At 68.8% G+C, this 21680-nt stretch carries 21 protein-coding genes and 1 tRNA gene; 12 read left to right on the forward strand and 10 right to left on the reverse strand.

Going from position 1 to position 21680, the window contains the following annotated elements; all coding sequences use genetic code 11:
- Positions 1–3: 3 nt before the first annotated feature.
- The 6 genes from C5B99_RS14155 (at position 4) to C5B99_RS14180 (ending at position 7302) form a co-directional block, all read left to right on the forward strand.
- Positions 4–2532 (forward strand): transglycosylase domain-containing protein, encoded by a 2529-nt coding sequence (locus tag C5B99_RS14155; RefSeq protein WP_181059513.1) that lies wholly within the window; start codon positions 4–6, stop codon positions 2530–2532.
- Positions 2533–2617: 85 nt separating this feature from the next.
- Positions 2618–2691 (forward strand) — tRNA-Pro (locus C5B99_RS14160).
- 147 nt (positions 2692–2838) lie between these two features.
- Entirely contained in the window at positions 2839–3726 is an 888-nt protein-coding gene (locus C5B99_RS14165) for an aminoglycoside phosphotransferase family protein (protein WP_181059515.1), read from the forward strand.
- Positions 3727–3819: 93 nt separating this feature from the next.
- Positions 3820–4941 (forward strand): N-methyl-L-tryptophan oxidase, encoded by a 1122-nt coding sequence (gene solA, locus C5B99_RS14170; RefSeq protein ID WP_104243179.1) that lies wholly within the window; start codon positions 3820–3822, stop codon positions 4939–4941.
- The gene (locus C5B99_RS14175) at positions 4938–5840 is read left to right on the forward strand and encodes a LysR family transcriptional regulator (RefSeq protein WP_104243181.1); all 903 of its coding nucleotides are present in this window, start codon (positions 4938–4940) and stop codon (positions 5838–5840) included. The genes solA and C5B99_RS14175 overlap by 4 nt, the downstream gene beginning before the upstream one ends.
- Positions 5841–5907: 67 nt before the next feature.
- Positions 5908–7302, forward strand: a complete 1395-nt coding sequence (locus C5B99_RS14180) for a sodium/glutamate symporter (protein ID WP_219819520.1) — start codon at positions 5908–5910, stop codon at positions 7300–7302.
- A gap of 24 nt (positions 7303–7326) precedes the next feature.
- Here the strand turns inward: C5B99_RS14180 and C5B99_RS14185 are convergent, their stop codons facing one another.
- Positions 7327–7839, reverse strand: a complete 513-nt coding sequence (locus C5B99_RS14185) for a DinB family protein (protein ID WP_104243183.1) — start codon at positions 7837–7839, stop codon at positions 7327–7329.
- Positions 7836–8927, reverse strand: coding sequence for a glutathione S-transferase family protein (locus tag C5B99_RS14190; protein ID WP_104243185.1), 1092 nt, complete (start codon positions 8925–8927; stop codon positions 7836–7838). The genes C5B99_RS14185 and C5B99_RS14190 overlap by 4 nt, the downstream gene beginning before the upstream one ends.
- A gap of 149 nt (positions 8928–9076) precedes the next feature.
- Here C5B99_RS14190 and C5B99_RS14195 point away from each other — a divergent pair, with 149 nt between their 5' ends.
- A complete protein-coding gene (locus C5B99_RS14195; RefSeq protein ID WP_104243187.1) occupies positions 9077–9859 on the forward strand; it encodes a glucose 1-dehydrogenase in 783 nt (260 codons plus the stop codon).
- A gap of 68 nt (positions 9860–9927) precedes the next feature.
- Positions 9928–10320, forward strand: a complete 393-nt coding sequence (locus C5B99_RS14200; protein ID WP_104243189.1) for a DUF1801 domain-containing protein — start codon at positions 9928–9930, stop codon at positions 10318–10320.
- Positions 10321–10372: 52 nt separating this feature from the next.
- Here the strand turns inward: C5B99_RS14200 and C5B99_RS14205 are convergent, their stop codons facing one another.
- The 3 genes from C5B99_RS14205 to C5B99_RS19370 all read right to left on the reverse strand — a co-directional run bounded on the left by C5B99_RS14205 (position 10373) and on the right by C5B99_RS19370 (position 13447).
- Entirely contained in the window at positions 10373–11992 is a 1620-nt protein-coding gene (locus C5B99_RS14205) for a polysaccharide deacetylase family protein (RefSeq protein WP_104243191.1), read from the reverse strand.
- Positions 11993–12039: 47 nt separating this feature from the next.
- A complete protein-coding gene (locus C5B99_RS14210) occupies positions 12040–12702 on the reverse strand; it encodes a hypothetical protein (protein WP_104243193.1) in 663 nt (220 codons plus the stop codon).
- 133 nt (positions 12703–12835) lie between these two features.
- Positions 12836–13447: a TetR/AcrR family transcriptional regulator gene (locus tag C5B99_RS19370; protein WP_181065026.1), complete on the reverse strand. Its 612-nt coding sequence runs from the start codon at positions 13445–13447 to the stop codon at positions 12836–12838.
- 207 nt (positions 13448–13654) lie between these two features.
- Between C5B99_RS19370 and C5B99_RS14220 the strand changes: the two genes are divergently transcribed.
- Positions 13655–14917 carry an MFS transporter gene (locus C5B99_RS14220; RefSeq protein WP_181065027.1) on the forward strand — a complete coding sequence of 421 codons (1263 nt, stop codon included), beginning with the start codon at positions 13655–13657 and terminating at the stop codon, positions 14915–14917.
- Positions 14914–16566, forward strand: coding sequence for an amidohydrolase (locus C5B99_RS14225; RefSeq protein WP_104243199.1), 1653 nt, complete (start codon positions 14914–14916; stop codon positions 16564–16566). The genes C5B99_RS14220 and C5B99_RS14225 overlap by 4 nt, the downstream gene beginning before the upstream one ends.
- A 106-nt stretch (positions 16567–16672) precedes the next feature.
- On the opposite strand, the gene C5B99_RS14230 is transcribed toward C5B99_RS14225, so the two are convergent.
- From C5B99_RS14230 to C5B99_RS14240, 3 genes are all read right to left on the reverse strand, one after another.
- Positions 16673–16930 carry a type II toxin-antitoxin system RelE/ParE family toxin gene (locus C5B99_RS14230; RefSeq protein ID WP_104243201.1) on the reverse strand — a complete coding sequence of 86 codons (258 nt, stop codon included), beginning with the start codon at positions 16928–16930 and terminating at the stop codon, positions 16673–16675.
- Complete coding sequence (locus C5B99_RS14235) at positions 16927–17190, reverse strand: type II toxin-antitoxin system Phd/YefM family antitoxin (protein WP_104243203.1); 264 nt, start codon at positions 17188–17190, stop codon at positions 16927–16929. Before C5B99_RS14235 ends, C5B99_RS14230 begins: the two co-directional genes overlap by 4 nt.
- A 92-nt stretch (positions 17191–17282) precedes the next feature.
- Positions 17283–18224, reverse strand: coding sequence for a LysR family transcriptional regulator (locus tag C5B99_RS14240; protein WP_104243205.1), 942 nt, complete (start codon positions 18222–18224; stop codon positions 17283–17285).
- A 121-nt stretch (positions 18225–18345) separates the two neighbouring features.
- Here C5B99_RS14240 and C5B99_RS14245 point away from each other — a divergent pair, with 121 nt between their 5' ends.
- Both C5B99_RS14245 and C5B99_RS14250 read left to right on the forward strand, forming a co-directional pair.
- A complete protein-coding gene (locus C5B99_RS14245) occupies positions 18346–19338 on the forward strand; it encodes a DUF1852 domain-containing protein (protein ID WP_104243207.1) in 993 nt (330 codons plus the stop codon).
- A 20-nt stretch (positions 19339–19358) separates the two neighbouring features.
- Positions 19359–20384, forward strand: a complete 1026-nt coding sequence (locus C5B99_RS14250; RefSeq protein WP_104243209.1) for a methionine synthase — start codon at positions 19359–19361, stop codon at positions 20382–20384.
- Between the two features lie 53 nt (positions 20385–20437).
- Here the strand turns inward: C5B99_RS14250 and C5B99_RS14255 are convergent, their stop codons facing one another.
- Together C5B99_RS14255 and C5B99_RS14260 are read right to left on the reverse strand one after the other, a co-directional pair.
- Positions 20438–21040 (reverse strand): thymidine kinase, encoded by a 603-nt coding sequence (locus C5B99_RS14255; protein WP_104243211.1) that lies wholly within the window; start codon positions 21038–21040, stop codon positions 20438–20440.
- Positions 21041–21132: 92 nt separating this feature from the next.
- Positions 21133–21642, reverse strand: a complete 510-nt coding sequence (locus tag C5B99_RS14260; protein WP_104243213.1) for a GNAT family N-acetyltransferase — start codon at positions 21640–21642, stop codon at positions 21133–21135.
- Positions 21643–21680: the final 38 nt, after the last annotated feature.

The following is a 21680-nucleotide window of genomic DNA, read 5'->3' on the forward strand; positions in this document are numbered from 1 at the left end:
GCCATGGCAACAAAGCAACGTGGAAACCGGAAGCGCGGTCCTCTGACCCGCGTCCTCGGACTGGTCGGGGTGAGCGGCCTGGCCGCCGTCCTCATCACCGCGCTCGTGACTCCGCTGATCTCCGTCGCCAACATCGCGGACAACAGCTCGATCAACCTGTTCGAGAGCCTCCCCGACTACCTGGAGATCAACGAGCTCCAGCAGGTCACCGAGCTCTACGCCAAGCAGGGCGGGCAGGACGTGAAGTTCGCGCAGTTCTACAACCAGAACCGCATCGAGGTACCCCTCGACCAGGTCTCGCCGTGGGTGCCGCTTGCTGCCATCTCGGTTGAGGACCCGCGTTTCCGGGAGCACGACGGCGTCGACGTCATCTCCGCGGCGCGAGCCCTCGTGACCTCGGTCATCGGCGACGCCTCAGCTGGCGCCTCGACCATCACCATGCAGTGGGTCCGCAACGTGCGCGTGCAGGAGGCCGAGGCGATCCTCGACCCCGCCGAGAGCGAGAAGGCCTACATCGAGGCGACCGACCCGAACACGGGCCGCAAGCTCCAGGAGATGCGCCTCGCCATCGGCGTCGAGCAGCAGTACTCGAAGGACGAGATCCTCCAGGGCTACCTCAACATCGCCCTCTTCGGCGGCACCACCTACGGCATCGAGTCGGCAGCCCAGCGCTACTTCGGCAAGTCCGCGCTCGACCTGAACCTGCAGGAGTCCGCGAGCCTCATCGCGATCGTGCAGGAGCCGAACGCCTACCGCCTCGACCGCGAGGAGAACATCGAGGGCAACAAGGAGCGACGCGACTACATCCTCATGCGCATGATGGAGGAGGGCGCGATCGACCAGGCGACCTACGAGGCGACCATCGCGCTGCCGGTGGAGCCGAACGTCACGGAGCCGAACCACGGGTGCGAGTTCGCGGAAGGCAACGCGAAGTACTTCTGCAAGTTCGTGCAGCTCTCCGTGCTGCAGGACGAGGCCTTCGGTGCGACCGAGGCCGAGCGAAACTTCAACCTCGCCGGCAAGGGCTACAAGATCTACACGTCCCTCGACCTCGACATGCAGGGCGTCGCGACGCAGTCGATGCAGAACGCCGTGCCGTCCAGCTACCCGGGCACGGAGCTCGGCGCCGCCGCCTCCATGGTCGAGAACGGCACCGGTCGCATCCTCGCGATGGTGCAGAACACCCAGTTCAGCGAGGTGGCCGAGAACCAAGGCCAACCCGGTGTGACCTCGGTGAACTACAACGCCGATTACGAGTACGGCGGCTCCACCGGATTCCAGACCGGCTCGACGTACAAGATCTTCACGCTCGCCGAATGGCTCTCGTCGGGGAAGTCGCTCTACTCGTCCGTCCCAGGACAGAACCGCACCTTCTACCTCGAGAACTTCTCCAACACGTGCGAGGCCGAGTCAGACGGCCCGTGGGCTCCGACGAACGACAGCGGCCAGCGGGTTGGGACCGTCTCGGTCAAGTCGGCGACTGCCTCGTCGATCAACACCGCCTACGTGACGATGGCGGAGCGCCTCGACCAGTGCCGCATCCGCGACACCGCGATGGCCCTCGGCGGTCACCGCGCCGATGGAGCGATCAACTCCTCGGTACCCGCCGCCATCCTCGGCGCCGCCAACGAGATGGCCCCGCTCTCGATGGCAACCGTCATGTCAGGGCTCGCGAACAATGGCACGACCTGCTCGCCGACAGGCATCGACCGCGTGACGCTTCCTGACGGCACCGAGGTCTCGGGTCCCGAATCCCGTTGCATCCAGGCCGTCTCGCCGCAGGTCGCGGCGGGCGTCGACGAAGCCCTCGCTGGCGTCGTCAACGGCGGCACCGGCTCGCGGTCGAACCCGGGCATCGTTCCCCTCATCGGCAAGACCGGCACGACCGACAACGGCCTGCAGACGTGGATGGTCGGGGCGACGACCAGGGTCGGACTCGCCGTCTGGGTCGGCAACGCCAACGGCCTCCTGCCCATGTACGACGTCGACCTGCCCCTCGCGGCGGGGAGCCAGACGCGTCACGTGCTCTTCAACGACATCATCGGGCACGCGATGACCACGTACGGCGGAGGCGACTTCCCCGAGTACGTGGAGGACGAGGACGCGCTGGTGCTCGCAACCGTGCCGGACGTGACCGGCCGGTCGACGGAGGAGGCACGCCAGGTGCTCGAGGGGCTCGGCTTCGGCGTGTCCATCGGTCCATCGGCCGACTCCGACCAGTCGCCGGGAAGCGTCGCGAACACCCTGCCGACCGCCAACACGCGTGTCGACAAGGGGACGACGATCACCATCCACCCCTCGGCCCTGTCGGAGGACGCGTCGAACGGACTCCTGGCACCGGATGTGGCGGGCAAGACCCAGGATGAGGCGACGACGCTGCTCGCGGGCGCCGGCTTCAGCGGGACCGTCACCGTGATCGCCGAGAAGAGCGCGAGCGTGCCGAGCGGGCAGGTGATCCGCACCGACCCCGCGACCGGCACTCCCATCGAGCCGACCGGCGACATCAGGCTGTTCGTCTCCTCTGGGCCGTAGGAGTTTCCGTTGCTCGCGCCCTCGGTTGGCGGCGCGAGCAACCTTCGGGTACTCTTGGGGAGTTCGCCGCTCAGCGGTGAGCGATCGGGGTGTGGCGCAGTTTGGTAGCGCGCTTCGTTCGGGACGAAGAGGTCGTGGGTTCAAATCCCGCTACCCCGACAGTTGTGTGATCGAAAAGGCCTGAGCTTGCTTGCAAGCTCAGGCCTTTTTCGTGCCCGCGTTCGGGCCCTCCTTCAGCCCTCGCTCCGAGAGGAACGCGCCCCGCGTGATGGTGTACTTTCGGCGGATGCCGTCAGTGTGGCCATCGTGCTGATCCCAGAAGACCTCGTCCGCCGCGTCGCGGGTCGACCCGCCGACCTCGGGGTGGACGGCGACGAGTGGCTCCGCCGCCTGCCGTCTCTCATCGACGAGCGCCTCGACGCGTGGGAGCTGACCATCACCGGTGCGGCTCACAACGGCCATAACGCGATCGTGCTGCCGGTCGCTCGTCACGGGCAGCCGCAGGTACTGAAGCTCAGCTGGCCCCATCGGGAGGCAGCCGTCGAGCACCTCGGGCTTCGCCACTGGAACGGCGGGGGCATCGTGCGGCTCGTGGCGGCGCATCCGTCTGACTTCGCGCTGCTCCTCGAGCCCCTCGACGCGGATCTCGACCTGCATTCGGTCGAGACCGACGACGCGTGCCTCGTGATCGGCGGCCTCCTGCGGCGCCTCCACGTCGCTCCCCCGCATTCGGTGCCCGATTTCCGCGTCGAGGCGCGCGACTGGATCGCGCCCCTGCGGGCGCATCCGCCTTCGGTGCCTCGCCGGTGGGTCGACCGCGCCCTCGACACGTTCGACTCGCGTCCCTACGAGCCGAGGCTGCTGCACCTCGATCTGCACTACGGGAACGTGCTCGCCGCCGAGCGGGAGCCGTGGCTTGCGATCGACCCGAAGCCCGTCGCGGGTCCCGCCGGATTCGAGGTATACCCGGCGCTGCGAACTCGCGTCGAGGACTACCGGGGCGGTGCGCTCATGCACGCGGAGGTGCGCAGCCGGGTTGAGCTGATCAGTGGCGAGGCGGGCATCGATCTCGATGACGCCAGGGAATGGTGCATCGCGCACGCCATTCTGAACGCGCACCAGGTCTCGGAAGAGGGGTGGCCCACGCTCGTGACCCTGCACCTCGCGATCGCGAAGGCGCTGTCCGACCTCTGAGACACCGACATCAGCTGTTTTTCGTTTGCCGAATGACTGCCTCAATCTGATTTAAGTCTTGCGTTTGAGTTTCGGACCACGCATGATCATGTGATGGATGCAGACGTTGTCGTCATCGGACTCGGAGCCGCCGGCTCGTACGCGGCCTGGAATCTGGCCTGCAATGGCGCGAGCGTGCTGGGCCTCGAGGCGCAGAGCCTCGTCCATGACGACGGGGCCTACTCGGGCGAGAGCCGCCTCTTCCGCGCGGCTTACCACGAGGGGTCCCACTACGTGCCCCTGCTGCTCGCGGCCCGTCATGCCTGGCTCGAGCTGGCCGAGGAGAGCCGGGCACCCATCTTCCAGTCGACGGGCGTGCTCTCGATCGGCTCCCCCGACGACCCTCGCCTCGAGCAGGTGCGCCGCTCCCTCGCCCACGCCGATATCCCGCACGCGGCCCTGTCGACGGCGGAGCTCCGGAGCCGCTACCCGCAGCATGAGCAGCTGACCGACGAGATCGCCGTCCTCGACGAGCTCGGCGGTGCGCTCAGACCCGAATCGGCCGTGACCGAGATCCAACGACGCGCGAGCGCCGCGGGCGCCGAGCTGCGCGGAAGCACGGCGGTGCTCTCGATCGAGGAGACCGCAGGCGCAGTGCACGTCACCACAGCGGACGGCACGCTGAGCGCCAAGCAGGTCATCGTGTCGGCAGGGATCTGGACCCCACAGCTCCTCCCGGAACTCGCACCGCACCTGACGATCAAGCCCATCGCGCTCACCTGGTTCGCGCCAGAGAACCCCCACGACTTCGCACCCGAGGTGTTTCCCGCGTTCATCCGAGACCACGGCAACGTGCATATCTTCGGCGTCCCGACCCTCGACGGCTCGCTCGTGAAGGCCGGCTACGACGCGAAGTGGGGAGACATCGACGCTCCCGAGCAGCTCGAACGCCGCCTGAGCGTCGCCGAGCGCGCCAAGATCTCGCACGACATCCATGCGCGCATCCCGGGCCTGCCAGACGCGATCGCCAAGCACTCCGTGCACGCAGACCTCTTCACGTTCGACAAGACCCCGATCATCGGGAGGATCAGCGAGCGCATCACGGTGGGCACCGGATACTCGGGCCACGGCTTCAAGTTCACCCCGGTCTTCGGCGACATCCTCGCCGACACCGCCTTGGGCCGCACACCGGAGTTCGACATCTCCCCCTTCGCGCCGCAGCGGTTCAGCGCGTGAGCGAGATCAGCCTGAAGCAGCTGCGCTGCTTCGTGGCCGTCTACACGGAGCGCAGCTTCACCCGAGCCGCGAAGCGACTCGGACTCGCGCAGTCGCCCGTGAGCCAGGCGGTCGCGGCCCTCGAGGCGCAGCTGGGCGTCACCCTCTTCGAACGCGGCGGACGCGACGTCGTCCCGACGCCGGCCGCCGAGGCGCTGTACCCGGAGGCGGTGGAGATCCGCCGTCGAGCAGAGGGCCTCCAGCACCTCGCGTCGACGGCCACCGAGGAACGCGCGAAACGGGTGCTGCGTCTCGGATCGATCAGCTCACTGTTCTCTAGCGCGCTGCCGACTCTGCTCCGCGCCGAGCCGCTGTCGCCCTACGCCGTCACGGTCTCCGACGGTGGCACGACGGACCTGAGCAGGGCCGTCGACGACGGCGACCTCGACGTGGCGCTGCTCCGGGACCTCTCGCCGGACAGCGACCGGCACGCGGTCGCCTTCCGCGAGCGCCTCTGCGTCGCCGTGGCGGCCGACCATGAGCTGACCGCGCAGCAGATCGTCTCGGCCGAGCAGCTCCGCGACTTCCCGCTCGTGCTCTTCGATCGCGGGCGCGCGCCGCTCGCCTTCGACCTGACGGCGAGCGCGTTCCTCCGTTCCGGCCACCCGCTCCGAATCGCCGCGCGCGTCACGAACGAGCAGGCCATCCTCGGTCTCGTCAGCGCCAGGCTGGGCATCGCGCTCGTGCCGCAGTCGCTCGCGCTGCACCCGTGGCCGGGGGTGGCGTTCCGTGAGCTGCAGGACGCGGAGCACAGCTATCCGCTGGCGGTGCGCGTCGCGGCGGGCGACCCGCTCGGCCTGCTCGGGCCGATCAGCTCGGCGCTCCACGGCTGGGCCGCTCAGAACTCGCTCATCCGCTGACCCCGCCCATTCCTCCCGGTCAGCGACGACCGGATTCACGATCCCCAACGCACAGAAAAGAGTTCTCGTGGAGTACACGCCTCAAGCTCTCCTCGTCGATGCCGGCCTCATCGGCATGCTCCTCATCATCGGCACCCTCGCGAGGGCGAAGATCAAACCGCTGCAGACGATGATGATCCCCGCGTCGGTCATCGCCGGTGCGCTCGGCTTGCTGCTCGGTCCGAACGGGCTCGGGCTCCTTCCCTTCTCCGACCAGCTGGGCACATACGGCTCGCTGCTCATCGTCCTCGTGTTCGCGTGCCTCGCGCTCACCGACGACTTCAACATCTTCAAGATCGGCCGCAACGTCGCGGGGTTCGCCGCCTATGGCGTGCTCATGTACTCGCTGCAGGTCGTCATCGGCCTCGTGCTGGTGCTCGTGCTCCTCGGCCCTCTGCTCGGGGCTCCAGACAGCATCGGCCTCATGCTCTTCGCGGGCTGGGCGGGCGGCTTCGGGTCGGCGGCGGCGATCGGGGCGGTGTTCGCGGATGCGGGCCAGCCGGAGGTGCAGTCGATCGCGTTCACGGCGGCGACCGTCGGCATGCTCGTCGGCGTGGTCGGCGGCATCATCCAGGCGAAGATCGGTGCGATGCGTGGCCACGCGAAGGAGTTCGCTGGCATGAAGAGCATGCCGGAGGACCTGCGCACGGGTGTGCTCGATCAGATCAAGACGCGGCCCTCGATCGGCACGCACACCTTCTCCGGTGGGACGATCGAGTCGCTCGCGTTCCAGGCGGCGATCGTCGCCGGGGTGTCCGCCGGCGCCTACGGCATCAACCTGATGCTGGGCGAGCTGCTCCCCGCCGTGACGTTCCCCCTCTTCTCGATCGCGTTCATCGTCGGCCTCGTCCTGCGGGGGCTCATGGCCGTCTCGAAGACGCGCAAGTACATCGACCCCGACTCGCTGCGCTCCATCTCCGGCGCAGCCACCGACGTCCTCGTCGTGTGCGGCATGGTCTCCATCGTGCCGAGCATCGTGGCCGACAACTGGCTCGCCCTGCTCATCCTGTTCCTCGTCGGTCTCGCGTTCTGCCTGTTCCTCGGCTTCTTCGCGGCGCCTCGACTCATGCAGGACGGGTGGTTCGAGCGCCAGCTGTTCACGTGGGGCTGGGCGACGGGCGCCGTCGCGACCGGCATCGCCCTGCTTCGCATCGTGGACCCGCGCATGAAGTCGCGCACGTTGGAGGACTTCTCGATCGCCTACCTGCCGGTCGTGCCAGTCGAGGTCGCGGCGATCACCTTCGTGCCGTTGCTGGTGATCGGCGGTGCCGCGTGGGCCGCTGTCGGCATCTGGGGCGCGATCGCCATCGTCGCGGCGATCGGCGGGGCCATCGTGATCTTCACGGGGCGGAAGTCGCAGCGAAGCCCCGGCGGGGAGCCGGGCAGGGCCGCCGCGGTCGGACGCGGCTCGAGCTCGAAGTAGGGCTCGAGCCCGAGCCGTCGAGCATCACCCTCGCAGGATGCCTGCGGCGTACGCGGCCTGGCCGACGTGCTGGGCCGCGTCGTCGATGATGCTGACGATGCGGGCGGCGCGCGTGACGGGCGGGTCCCACTGCTCGTCGACGATCTCGCCGAGCGCATCCGGGCTGAGCGAGCGGATGTACGTGCGCAGTGCATCCGTCGCCGCGCGCAGGTAGTCGAGCAGCAGCGTGGCATCGTCGACGATGACAGCGCGCGCCTGGGCCGTCGAGTGCCCGTAGCCGACCGAGTCGCCGAGCTCGCCGAGGCCGAAGCGGGCGTCGAAGCCCTCAGCTGACCAGACCTCGGGAACACCGGAGAGGGGCGTGAGCTGCACGTCGATCTCGCGCGCCGTGTGCCAGAGCAGCCAGGCGATCGAGTTGTCGTGGCCGCCCGGATGCGCGTTGAGGGCATCTGCGGTCAGCTCGCCCGCGAGGCGCTCGGCAGCCTCGACGGGGCGGCTCGCGAAGTCGTCGAGCACGCCGATCACATCGCTGCTCATGCGCGCGAGCGTCCGAGGTGCACGAGGTCGTGAGCGGCCTCGATGGGCTCTGGGTTCGGGCCGGGAGGGGTGCCGTCGCCGAACGGCGACCCGCCGAGCTGCTCGCGGAAGTGCGGCAGCTTCCAGTTGTGGAGCTCCGGGCCTGCGGGGACGATGCCGCTCGGGTTGATGTCTCGGTGCACCTCGTAGTAGTGGCGCTTGATGTCGACGAAGTCGGTCGTGTCGCCGAAGCCTGGTGTCTGGAAGAGGTCGCGCGCGTAGGCCCAGAGCACCGGCATCTCGCTCAGCTTCTGCCGGTTGCACTTGAAGTGGCCGTGGTACACGGCGTCGAAGCGGGCGAGTGTCGTGTAGAGACGCACGTCGGCCTCGGTGATCGTGTCGCCCATGAGGTAGCGACGTGTCTCGAGGCGCTCCGAGACGATGTCGAGCGCCGCGAAGAGTCGGTCGTAGGCCTCGTCGTAGGCTTCCTGCGACCCCGCGAAGCCGCACCGGTAGACGCCGTTGTTGACCTCGGTGTAGATGTGCTTCATCACGGCGTCCATCTCGTCGCGCAGCACCTCCGGGTAGAGCTCGGGGGCGCCGTCGCGGTGGAACTCGGTCCACTCGGTCGAGAAGTCGAGGGTGATCCACGGGTAGTCGTTCGTCACGACGCCGCCGCTCGGCACGTCGACGATGGCGGGCACGGTGATGCCGCGGGGGTAGTCCGGGAAGCGCTTCAGGTAGGCGTCCTGGATGCGCGGGATGCCGAGCACCGGGTCGAGCTCGCCCGGGTCCTTGTCGAAGGTCCACGAGCGCTTGTCGTGCACGGGGCCGCAGATGCCCATCGAGATGGCGTCCTCGAGGCCGAGGAGCCGGCGGACGATGGTCGAGCGGTGCGCCCACGGGCAGGCGCGAGCGACGACGAGCCGGTAGCGTCCGGCTTCGACGGGCCAGGTCTGGATGCCCTCGCCGACCGGGCGCGCATCCTTCGTGATGCGGTCGCCGATGTAGTTGGTATCTCGGTCGAAGGGCTGCCCGGCCTTCGAGTACACGCCCTGCTCTGCCGCTTCTTCGCCGTCTGGTCGTGCGTCCTGCGTCGCCTGAGTCATATCGCAATCCTAGGAAGCGGATGTGGATGCTCGCTGGGGGCGAGTCGGGCCCGTCGCGGAGGCCTCTCGGGAATAAATTCACTAGGCCACGACATAACTAGAGTGTCGTCCTGCGACTGCCGGGCGATGCACCGCAACGAAGGAGAAGCATGTCTCGGTTCACCGACAAAGTCGTTCTGATCACCGGCGGAGGATCCGGCCTCGGCCGCGCCACCGCGGTCCGCGTCGCGAGCGAGGGCGGGAAGCTCGCACTCGTCGACATCTCGGAGCAGGGCCTCGAAGCGAGCAAGGCAGCCATCCTCGAGGCCGCGCCTGACGCCGAGGTCTTCACGACGACCGCGGACGTCTCCAGCGAGGCCGACACGGACGCCTACGTCGCCGCCACTCTCGAGCGCTTCGGCCGCATCGACGGCTTCTTCAACAACGCCGGCATCGAAGGCCGCCAGAACCTCACCGAGGACTTCGGCGCAGACGAGTTCGAGCGGGTCGTCTCCATCAACCTCCGCGGGGTGTTCCTCGGCCTCGAGAAGGTGCTCAAGGTCATGCGCGAGCAGGGCTCCGGCTTCGTGGTGAACACGGCCTCCGTCGGCGGCATCCGCGGCGTCGGAAACCAGTCGGGCTATGCTGCCGCGAAGCACGGCGTCGTCGGCCTCACCCGCAACTCGGCCGTCGAGTACGGCCAGTTCGGCGTGCGCGTCAACGCCATCGCGCCCGGCGCGATCTGGACGCCCATGGTCGAGAACTCGATGCGCCAGCTCGACGCGGAGAACCCGAAGCAGGCAGCAGAGCAGTTCATCCAGATCAACCCCACGAAGCGCTACGGGCAGCCCGAGGAGATCGCAGCGGTCGTCGCGTTCCTCCTGTCGGACGACGCGAGCTACATCAACGCGGCCGTCGTTCCCATCGATGGCGGCCAGTCGGCGAAGTACTGATCGGCGCACCGAGCCCGAGCAGTGCTGCGAGTCGAGCCGCCAGCGGACCACAGGTCTACGCTGGCGGCATGACCGCTGCCCCGTCGCCGGATGTCGACGCCTACTTCGCCGAGCTCGAGCATCCACTGCGGGGTGCAGCGGTCGGCCTGCGGGGGCTGCTGCTGGACGCGCATCCCGACGTCATCGAGAGCATCAAGTGGAAGTCGCCGAACTACAAGGTCGCCGACGACTTCGCGACCCTCAACCTCCGGCGTCCGAAGGCCGTGCAGCTCGTCCTGCACACGGGCGCGAAGGTGAAGCCAGCGCACCCGGAAGTCGTCGTCGACGACCGCTCGAAGCTGCTTGCGTGGCGGGGCCCGGGCCGTGCCGTCGTCTCGTTCGCGAGCATGGCCGAGTTCGAAGATGCGCGGGGCGCACTCGCCGAGCTCGTGAAGGCCTGGGCCGCGCAGGTCGAGGCCTAGCTATCTTGGCGGAGCTGTCCTGGCCTCGCCGTCTTGGTCTCGCACCCCTGAGCTACCGCGCCGACGTGTAGCTGTTGCCCGCGGCTGGGGCGCCGCCGAAGATCTGATCGATCGTCACGAGCACGAATCCCCGGTCGTGGAGGCCTGTGAGGATCTCGGGCACCGCGTCGACGGTCGAGTCGTGGATGTCGTGCATGAGGATGATCGACCCGGCCTCCGCCTCGTTCGCGCCGCGGTCGACGAGCGTCTCGTGCGGCGGCCCCTCCCAGTCGAGGGTGTCGATGTCCCACAGGATGGCCGGCATGCCGAGCTTCGTGAGGACCCGCGCGTCGAGGTCGCCATACGGGGGCCTGAAGACGCTCGGCCGTTCGCCGGTCGCGGCCGCGATGGCGTCGTTGGTCTTCTTGACCTCTTCCTCGATCTTCTTGTCGTCGAGGGTCGTGAGCCGCGGATGCGTCCACGAGTGGTTGCCGATCTGGTGGCCGTCGTCGTCGATCTGCCTCGCGATCTCTGGGTGCCGCTGCACGTTCGGGCCGACGAGGAAGAAGGTCGCGGTCGCGTCCTGCTCCCGCAGCTGCCCGAGGAGCGTCTCCGTGATCGGCGCGGGGCCGTCGTCGAAGGTCAGGGCGACGCACGGGAACAGCGTGCAGTCGACCTGGCGGTCGCCGGCGAGCGGCCGCTGGCCCGCGACGAGCGGCTGCGGGCTCGCCGAGGCGGCGACGAGCTCGCGGCCGAGGTCGGTGAGCATGGGGGCTGCCAGTTCCGCGCCGATGTGGATGCTCGGGAAGCGGTGCGAGATCGGCTCGCCGACGACGAGCGTGGTCTCGCCGTCAGGAGAGACGGGAGGGGATGCGTTCGCACCGCCGGATACGTCCATCTCAGGGGTGAGGAGGCCCGCGGGGATGCCGATGCGCAGTCCACCGTCCGGTGTGGGCGTGACGTCGGCGAACCCCTGTGCGAGCACGGCCGCGTTGGTGTCGCTCGGCGCCGCGACCTGCGTATCCCAGAGGGCGCCGAGTTCTCGCCGCGCGGCGAGCACGAGCTCGTTCCAGATGGCCAGTGCCGCGTCCGCCGTGATGACGTCGGCGCCACCGGCTTGCTGCGCCGTCGCGGTGTCGGCGAAGAAGACGAAGCTCTCGTCTCGGGTGACCGCCGGGGCTGCTCCCGCGGTTCCCTCGACGACCCGGACGCGCTCGCCGAACTCGCTGCCGCTGGCGACGACGATCTCGCACGTGATGACGAGCGCCTCACCCGCCGTGGCGCCACCCTGGGCGAGCACCTCAACGGCCGGCATGCTGCTGGAGCCCGCCTCGCAGCCGCGACTTCCGAGCCCAGCTCCCGCTGCCGCGGCCTCCGGCTCGTAGACGGTGCCGAGCCTCGTCGCGAAGGCGCCGACCGCGTCGATGACCAGCGAGCGGACACGCGTGTTCAGATCGGTCTGCCCTGGCACCTCCGTCCACCTCGCGTCGACGGCGGGTGCCGAGTCGCGGATGCGGTAGTGGTCCAGGGGCGTGGCCCCGGCTTCCGCGCCGGCGACGTCACCGACCGCCTCGTCGAAGCTCGTCACGGCCGCGCGAACGGGCGGCTGCCAGGCCAGGTCGGGAGCGGGGGCGCACGCCGAGAGCGCGAGGGTCGTGGCCGTGAGCATCGCGACCGTGAGCAGGCGCCGCACAGGGCGCGGCTGTGTGCTGGGCTGCCGCGAGCGCCATCGACTGCGCGTCACGCGGCCGACCCGCCGATGCTCTCGAGGATCTGGGCGATGGCGGGGCGGTACCGGTCGAGGTCGTCTGCACTGGCGCTGAACCGTACCGCAGCGTTCGGCGAGGTGGCACCAGCGCTCGCAACGGCCGCGGAGCCGACCATCACGCCGGGAGCCCCTTGTCCTTCTGCGGCAGCCTGCCCGTACTCGTAGCTCGCGTGGCGCACGGAGAGTCCTTCCTTCGGCACCTCGTCGATCCAGAAGAGGCTTCCGACGTCGGCGGCCATCGCGCCCTCTGGCACCAGCCCGTCCTTGGCAAGCGCCTCGCTCGCCTCACCTGCTGCGGCTTCGGACGCATCCACCATCGACTGGGGCTGGGACGGCACTTGGAGGGTGATCTCGAGGCGCGCATCCGGACTGCGGAGCGTCACGACGTCGGTGCCGAAGTAGTGGGGCACGATGACCCATCCGGCCGGCGCGACGACCGCGACGGCCGACTCGTCGCTGCCGACGGTGACCGTCTCGTCGGTCTCCGCGGCGCGGCTCGTGGCCTGCGTGAGCAACGCGCCGCCGAAGAAGAAGCCGAGCACCGCGAGCGCGGCCACGAGAACGACGCCGAGCGCGACGTACAGCCAAGGGCTGCTGCGTGTGCGCTCGGGAGCGGCACCGTGCGAGAACGTCATCGTGGGCTCCGGACTGGGGCGGACAGGTGTCACCAGGCTACTGACTCGACGGGCATTCCGCCCCGCCCAGGGCTGACTCTCCCCGCCCAGGGCTGAGTTGTGGTTGCTTGCGAAGCGCGGGAACGACCACAACTCAGCCCTGGGCGCGCGGGAGGCGTTCGCGCAGCGCCGCCATCAGGACCGCGAGCCCGAGCTCGAACGAGCGTTCGATGCGCTCGGGGCCCGACCCGGAGTCGGCGAGGAGCCTCCCGAAGAGCCGCGTCGGCGCATCCGGCTGCCAGACCTGTTCCGGTGACGCCAGCTCGAGGCCGAAGCCGAGCGCGAACGCGTCGATCATGCCGATGAGCGTGACGATGTCGTCGTCGGGGAAGCCCCCGGCCTGCAGCGCGACGGCGAGGTCATCGTAGGCCTCGATCACCGAGGAGCTCGTGATGGTCTTCCCGATGAGGAACGGCAGCAGCGCCGGATGGTCGGCGTACATGCGCCGCTGGAGCCGCACGACCTCCTCGACGTACTGGTCCCATGCCCGCTGCTCCGGTGTTGCCCGGTAGCGATCGACGAGCCGGCCGCGCATGAGCTCGACGATGTCGTCGAGTCCCGCGACGTGCTTGTAGAGCGAGGACGGCCGCACCTCGAGCTTGCGCGCGATGGCGTTGACGCCGAACGGCTCGCCAGCTTCGACGAGCTGCAGCCCGGCGTCGGCGATGCGGGCCGGGGTGAGCCCGACGATCCTGCGTCCCTCCATGGCTCGCCCCTTCACCTCGTGCACGTGTGTTGGCCTCCCCGTCGTGTTGGTCGAGGAAAATGCTCCGGATGCCTTCCGCTCGGCTCCGTCTCCGTGCATACTAGCGAACACCATTCGCTGGCGAATGGTGTTCGCCAAACGCACGTCACGCCGGAACCTGTTCGCAGCAGCAGGACGCACGCCGAGAACCCAGACCCATGGAGCCCCATGACCACTGCAGCCGAACTCAGCACGCGAGTGCCCCTGCGCCTCGCGCCGGCCTCTGCGACGTTCGCCATCGCGATCGCCGGCTACCTGGCCGTGAACCTGTCGCCGTACATGATCACCGCGGCACAGACGGCGGTCGGCCTCGACGTGCTCGCGGCGAGCTGGCTCGTCACGGGCACGCTCCTCCTGACCGCGGTCGCCGGCCTCGCCGCCGCCGGCCTCTGCGCGGGCGCGCGCCGCCATCAGGTGGCCCGCATCGGTCTCACCGTCGCGACGCTCGGGTTCCTCGCCGCGGCCCTCGTGCCGTCACTCACGATCCCCGGCCTCCTCGTCGGCGGCATCGGCGCCGGCGGAGCGGTTGCCTCGGCCGGAGCGGCGATGGCATCATTCCGGAACCCGGACCGCGTGGCCGGCTGGAACGGCTTCACGAACCGAGGCGTCATCTCGATCGTCCTCGCGACCCTGCCCCTGCTCGGGCTCGCGCCGCTCAACGTCTTCGGCTCGCTCGCGCTCTTCTCGGCCATCGGCCTGGTCATGACGAAGTGGCTCCCCCGCGTTCCCCTGCTCGACGCGGATGCCGCACTCGGAACAGCTGGCGCCGCGACGGGCGAGGCGATGCCGATCGAGATCCCGCCGACCGGCGCAATCCGCACGCAGAGCGCCGCGTCGTCGCGACTGCTCACGGTGAGCGGCTTCGGCCTGCTGGTCGTCTTCGCACTTTGGGCGGTCAGCGAGGACTCGCTCTGGGCCATGATCGGCATCATCGGTGCCGAGACGAGCGGCCTGACCCCGGAGGGGCTCGGCATCGCGCTCTCCGGTGCCACCGCGGGCGGGCTCCTCGGCTCGCTCGCGCTCATGGCCGTCGGCAACCGCCTCGGCCGAGCCGCGCCCCTCGTCGTCCTGCTGGTGCTCGGCGGCATCCTCAAGATCGTGCAGGGCACGCTCACCGACGAGGCGGCGCTCATCGTGGCGTTCATCGCCTGGAACTCCATCTACGCCGTCGCGTACATGTACTTCCTCTCGACGGCGGCGGCGCTGGATGCTCGTGGCCGCTGGTCCGGCCCACTCCTGTCCGTCTATCTCGTCGGCTCGGCCCTCACTCCCCTCGTCGGGGCCAGCCTCAGCGAGATGCTCGGCGCGCAGGGCTTCACGCTCGCGCTCGGCATCACGAGCTTCGTCCTGGCCGCCCCCACCGGCATCATCGCCGCCATCTCGACCCGCACCGAACGTTCCACCCCGATCCTCACGGAGGCCAACGCATGACCACCACCCTGTACTCGAATGCCCACGTCTTCCAGGGCCCCGCATCCGGGAAGGGCCCCGCATCCGGGACCGCAGCGGATGCACCCGCCCCGACGGCGTTTGTGGTGCGCGACGAGGTGTTCGCGTTCGTCGGCGACGAGGCCGGCGCACGAGCTTTCGCCGCGCATCCGGATGAGACGGTCGACCTGGGCGGGCAGCTTGTGCTCCCCGGGATCACCGACGCACACACGCACCTCGTGATGATGGGCGAGGCCCTCGGGCAGGTGGGGCTCACGGATGCCCGCAACCTCGGTGAGATCCAGCGCCTGCTGGCCGAGGCCCGCGCCGCGGACCCTGATGCCCGCGTCCTGCGGGGTCGCGGCTGGCTGTTCGACTCGATCCCGGGCGGCGCCCCGACGGCCGCGATGATCGATGAGGTCGTCGCCGATGTGCCCGTGTACCTCGACGCGAACGACTACCACTCCTGCTGGGTCAACAGCGCGGCCCTGCGGGAGCTCGGCATCACCCGGGACACCCCTGACCCGAGCGGCGGCCGAATCGGACGGGATGCGGATGGAGAGCCGGACGGCATGCTGTTCGAGACGGCCGCGGTCGAGTACGCGTGGGCGCAGCGTGACGCCGCGATGACCGACGCCGACCGAGACGTCGCCGTCGAGCGCGTGCTCGCCGCGTACAGCGCCGTCGGCGTGACGGGGGTCGTGGACATGGCGCTCAACGAGGTCGCGCTCGACGCACTCCGGCGCGCGGCGGACCGACGGGGCGGCACCCTCCCCCTGCGGGTTGCGGCGCACTGGCTCGTCTCCAATACCGACGACGACGCCCAGAACTTCTCGCAGGTCGAGCGTGCCGAGGAACTCTCGGCCCAACATGCCTCGCCCTGGTTGCGCGTGGTCGGCATCAAGCTCATCCTCGACGGAACGATCGACGCCTGCACGGCGGCGATGAGCACGCCGTACGCCGACGGGTCGAACGCCGATGCCATCTGGCCGGCGGACCGACTGTTCCCCGTGGTCGCGGCGGCGGATGCGGCCGGCCTGCAGATCGCGATGCACGCCATCGGAGACGCGGCGAGCAGCATGGCGCTGGATGCACTCGAGCATGCGTTCGAGGCCAACGGCGAGCTTCCGCGCCGTCACCGGATCGAGCACCTCGAGTACGCGGCGCCCGGCACCGCCGAGCGCATGGCGACCCTCGGGGTGACGGCATCCATGCAGCCCGTGCACGCCGACCCGGCGGTGCTCGGCAACTGGATCGCGCAGCTCGACGACGATCGAGTCGAGCGGGGCTTCGCCTGGCACGAATACGAGGACGCCCAGGCGACGCTGGCGTTCTCGACGGATGCGCCAACCGCCCCGTACGGTCCGCTCGCCAACCTCTACATCGCGGCGACCCGCGAGTCTGCCCTCGACCCGAGCTACTCGGCCTCTCGCCTCGACCGCACCGTGCCGATCGAGCGCGCGCTGCTCCACGCGACGCGGGACGCAGCCGCCTCCGTCGGCGACGCGAGCTGGCGCGGAGAGATCCGAGAAGGCTCGGCCGCCGACTTCACGGTCGTCGACACCGACGTGCTCACCGAACCCGCCACGAGCCTGCTCACGGCGCGGACGCTGCTGACGGTCGTCGGCGGGCGGGTGACGTTCGAGGCGTGAGGCTGCGCCGACGCCGGACGTGGTGGCGCAGAGACGAGCGCTCAGCCATGCGCGAGCGGACTAGGCCACCATCGGCGCAGACCGCACAGGTAAACGCTCACCTCACCTAGGCCTTATAGACCTCACGCCGATGACCATCGTGAACGATCACCACGGTCAAGACGTCATCCTGGATGCGATACAGCACTCGGTAGTCACTCGTTCGCACTCGCCACTCCGTGCGTCCGGAGAGTCTCTTGGCGGCAGGTGGTCGTGGATCCTCTGCGAGCAGCTCAACCGCTGCCTGGATGCGACGCTTCGCTTCCGGTGGGAGCTTCTTGATGACTCTGGCCGCCGCCGGGAGGACCAGGATCCGGTAGCTCACGGAGCGAGACCGAGGTCACGCTTGACGACTTCCCACGGGACCGGCTCCTCACCCAACGCCTCGGTCTCCTCCCACGCAGCGTCCACTGCGCGAATATCGGCCAGCTCTTCGGCGTCCTCGAGGAGCTGCTGAAGCTGTGCGGCATCGATCACCGCGGCGACAGGCCGGTTCCGCCGAGTCAGGTACACCGGTTCGAGGCGCGCATCGTCGATGATCGAAGCCAGGCGGGCACGGGCATCGGTGATAGCTATCTGGCTCATGTCGACAGGGTACGCCTCATCGACTGAAACGTACAGAATGCTCAGCTAATTACAAAGTAGCGCGAAAATCCCCGAGTGGATCCGAACTTCCCCTACCCGAGCAGCTCCACCCCAGCCTCCGCGACAACCGCCCGCACCTCGTCGAGGTAGCGCTGCGCCTGAGCGGTGAGGGGGATCGCGGAGTGGCCGATCCAGCCGATCTCGATGCGCTCGTCCACGTCGAGCGGGACGGCGACGATGCCCGGGTCGAGGTCGTCGCTGATGATGCCCGTCGAGATCGTGTAGCCGTCGAGGCCGATCATGAGGTTGAAGATCGTCGCGCGATCGGAGACGCGGATCTCCTGCTTGCTCGACAGCGTGGAGAGGATCTCCTCGGCGAAGTAGAAGGAGTTGTTCGCGCCCTGGTCGAAGGTGAGCCGAGGCAGGCCGGCGAGGTCGTCGAGCGTCGCGCGCGCCTTCGACGCGAGCGGGTTCCTCCGGGAGACGAAGATGTGCGGCTCCGCGAGAAACAGCGTGTGGAACGCGAGGCCCGACTCCCGCAGCAGCTTGTCGATGACGTTCCGGTTGAACTCGTTCCGGTAGAGGAGGCCCAGCTCGCTGCGGAGCGTGCGCACGTCCTCGATGATGTCCCACGTGCGGGTCTCGCGCAGCGAGAACTCGTACTCGGCCGCCCCGGTGCCCTTGACCATGCGGACGAACGCGTCGACCGCGAACGAGTAGTGCTGCGCGGACACCCCGAGCAGGCGACGCGAAGGCGGGCGACCGAGGTAGCGCTGCTCGAGCAGCTCCACCTGCTCGACGACCTGCTTCGCGTACCGCAGGAACTCCGTCCCGTCGGTCGTGAGCGAGACGCCGCGGGCAGAGCGGACGAGGAGCGCGCGGCCCACCCGGGTCTCGAGGTCCTTCATCGCCGCAGACATCGTCGGCTGCGCGACGAACAGCATGTCGGCGGCGGCACTGATCGACCGTTCGGCGGCGACCTCGACGAAGTAGTGCAGCTGCTGCAGAGTCACGCCGTTCGATCGCCGAGTCATAGCCGAAGCCTATAGTGACGCATAGTTGCGTCGAATTACTCGATGGCCGCGAATCGCCTGCACAATGGACGCATCCACGCCCACAGGCCGACCGGCCTCTCGACTCCCGGATTGGCCTCACATGGCGAACGACATCACGTTCAACATCACCACCACCCGCTTCGACGAGCACTACGCGCCGTCGGAGAGCTCCCGCATCACCACGAACTTTGCCAACCTGGCCCGCGGCGAGCACCGTCAGCAGAACCTCCGCAACGCCCTGACGATGATCGACCGGCGCTTCAACGACCTCGCCCGCTGGGACAACCCGACCGGCGACCGCTACACGCTCGAGCTCGACATCATCTCCGCGTCGCTGCAGTTCGACGACGAAGGCGACGACCGCGAGTTCCCCCTGCTCGAGGTCCTCGACATCGGGATCGTCGACCGGTCGACGGGCGAGCACCACCAGGGCATCGTCGGCAACAACTTCTCCTCCTACCTCCGCGACTACGACTTCAGCGTGCTGCTGCCGTCGGCAAACGCGGGCGGGGGCGGCTTCTCCCTGCCCGACGGCTTCGGCGAGCTCCACGGTAAGCTGTTCCAGCACTTCCTCGACTCGGCCGCCTACCAGGCGCGGTTCCCGAAGTCGCCCGTCATCTGCATCAGCGTCTCGACGAGCAAGACGTACACGCGCACCGACAACCAACACCCCGTCCTCGGCGTCGAGTACCGGCAGGACGAGTACTCCCTGACCGACCAGTACTTCGGCAAGATGGGGCTGCAGGTCCGCTACTTCATGCCCCCAGGCAGCGTCGCCCCGCTCGCGTTCTACTTCCGCGGAGACCTGCTCAGCGACTACTCCACCCTCGAGCTCATCGGCACGATCAGCACGATGGAGGCGTTCCAGAAGATCTACCGACCCGAGATCTACAACGCCAACTCCGCCGCCGCGAACGTCTACAGGCCAACACTCGACCAGCAGGACTTCTCCCGCACCGAGATCGCCTACGACCGCGAAGAGCGCAGCCAGCTCGCCATCACCCAGGGCCGCTACACCCAGGAGCACTTCGTGAAGCCGCACGGCGACGTGCTCGACGCCTGGGCCGCCGGCTACGCCGTCTCCGCTCGATGACCCCAGAAGGATCGACGAACATGAACACACTCCTCCCCGTCGCAAGCGTCGGCAGCCTGCCCAAGCCGTCCTGGCTCGCGAAGCCAGAAGTCCTCTGGTCGCCCTGGGAGCTCGAGGGCGCGGCGCTCGTCGAGGGCAAGCAGGATGCGCTTCGCATCGCCGTCCAGGAACAGCGCAATCGCGGCGTCGACATCATCAGCGATGGTGAGCAGACCCGCCAGCACTTCGTCACGACCTTCATCGAGCACCTCGAGGGCGTCGACTTCGAGAACCGCGAGACGGTCCGCATCCGCAACCGCTACGACGCGAGCGTGCCCACCGTCGTCGGAGCCGTGAGCCGCAAGCAGCCCGTCTTCGTCGAGGACGCGAAGTTCCTGCGCCAGCAGACCGACCAGAAGATCAAGTGGGCGCTCCCCGGCCCCATGACGATGATCGACACCCTCTCCGACCGCCACTACAAGAGCCGCGAGAAGCTGGCGTGGGAGTTCGCGACGATCCTCAACCAGGAGGCCAAGGAGCTCGAGGCCGCCGGAGTCGACATCATCCAGTTCGACGAGCCCGCCTTCAACGTCTTCTTCGACGACGTGCAGGACTGGGGCGTCGCAGCTCTCGAGCGTGCCGCGGAGGGCCTTGGCGCTGAGACCGTCGTGCACATCTGCTACGGCTACGGCATCAAGGCGAACAACGACTGGAAGGCCACCCTCGGGGCGGAATGGCGTCAGTACGAGAAGACGTTCCCGCTCATCCAGCAGTCGTCCATCGACATCGTCTCCCTCGAGAGCCAGCACTCGCACGTGCCCATGGATCTCATCGAGCTGATCCGCGGCAAGAAGGTCATGCTCGGCGCCATCGACGTGGCGAGCGAAGAGATCGAGACCCCGGATGAGGTCGCCGACACCCTCCGCAAGGCGCTCCAGTTCGTGGATGCGGACAAGCTCATCGCCAGCACGAACTGCGGCATGGCTCCCCTGCCGCGAGACGTCGCCTACGGCAAGTTGAGCGCACTGTCGGCGGGAGCCGCCATCCTCCGCGCCGAGCTCAGCTGACCACCGTCGCCTGAGGCGGGCTTTCGGGGCGGGGTGCGCCGGTCGGAGACGACTTACAGGCGCCCCGCCCCGAGTCGGCCGTGCGACGCCTCGAGGTAGCAGTTGCCGCACATCGACTCGTAGCTGACCTCGCCCTGGTCGATCGCGACCTGGCCGCCGTCGAACACGAACTCGCCGGCGACGCGGCGGCCGTTGAAGATGGCCTTTCGCCCGCAGCGGCAGATCGTCTTGAGTTCCTCGAGCGAGTGCGCGATCTCGAGCAGCCGCTGGCTCCCGGGGAACGCGATTGTCTGGAAGTCGGTGCGGATGCCGTACGCGAGCACCGGGATGCCGTCGAACACGGCGATGCGCAGCAGCTCATCGACCTGCCAGGTCGTCAGGAACTGGGCCTCGTCGACGAGCAGGCACGAGATCGGCTGACCGTCAGCGACCAGCGCCGCCAGCTGCTCGCGGGGACTGTCCTCGACACCCACGAGGATCTCAACGCCCCTCGTCATGCCGAGGCGCGACGAGATCTCCCCCTCGACCTTCGTGTCGATCGCCGGCTTCGCGAGCACCACCCGGTGCCCGCGCTCCTCGTAGTTGAACGCCGCCTGCAGCAGCGCCGTCGACTTGCCCGAGTTCATCGCCCCGTAGCGGAAGTACAGCTTGGCCATGGTCCTCCTCGTTTCAGGGCTGAGCCCGGTCGATCGTACCCGCACGGCGCGCATCCGCCCACCTCGGGACTCCGTTCGCAGGATGCGACCGTTCAGAGCCGCTTGACCATCTCCAGCTCCCGCTGCCGCCGATCGAGCGGGTAGGGGATGGTCGAGCCGGTCGCGACGAAGCCGCGCCGCTCGTACGCGGCCCTCGCCCGCGCGTTGTCCTCGTGCACGTGCAGCATGAGGCCGGACGCCCGCGAGCTGGCCCACTCCTCGACCTCGGCGAGCAGCGCATCCGTCACCCCGGCCGCCGCCCCGCGGAAGGCGCTCGCCACGTACACGCTGACGAGCATCGGCCACGGCTCATCCCGGAAGGAGACGCACCCCATGGTGCCGACCCAGCGGCCGTCGTCGAGCACCGCGACGAGCGAGATGCCGTTGGCAGCATCGCCCCGCGCGCCCCTCCGCCGCCACTCCGCCTCATCGTGGCCAAGCGCTTCCTCGAGGGTCTCCGTGTACGCAAGCGGGGTATCTTGGAGCATCTCGAGCCGGATCTCCCGCACCTCGTGCCAGTCGTCTGGCGTCGTCGCGCGAATCGTGAATGGAGCTGAGGTCATCGCCTGAGCGTACCCGCCGTGCGGCGTTCACCGACGGC

It is taken from the genome of Pseudoclavibacter sp. Z016, assembly GCF_002931215.1.
Taxonomy (GTDB): Bacteria; Actinomycetota; Actinomycetes; order Actinomycetales; family Microbacteriaceae; genus Pseudoclavibacter.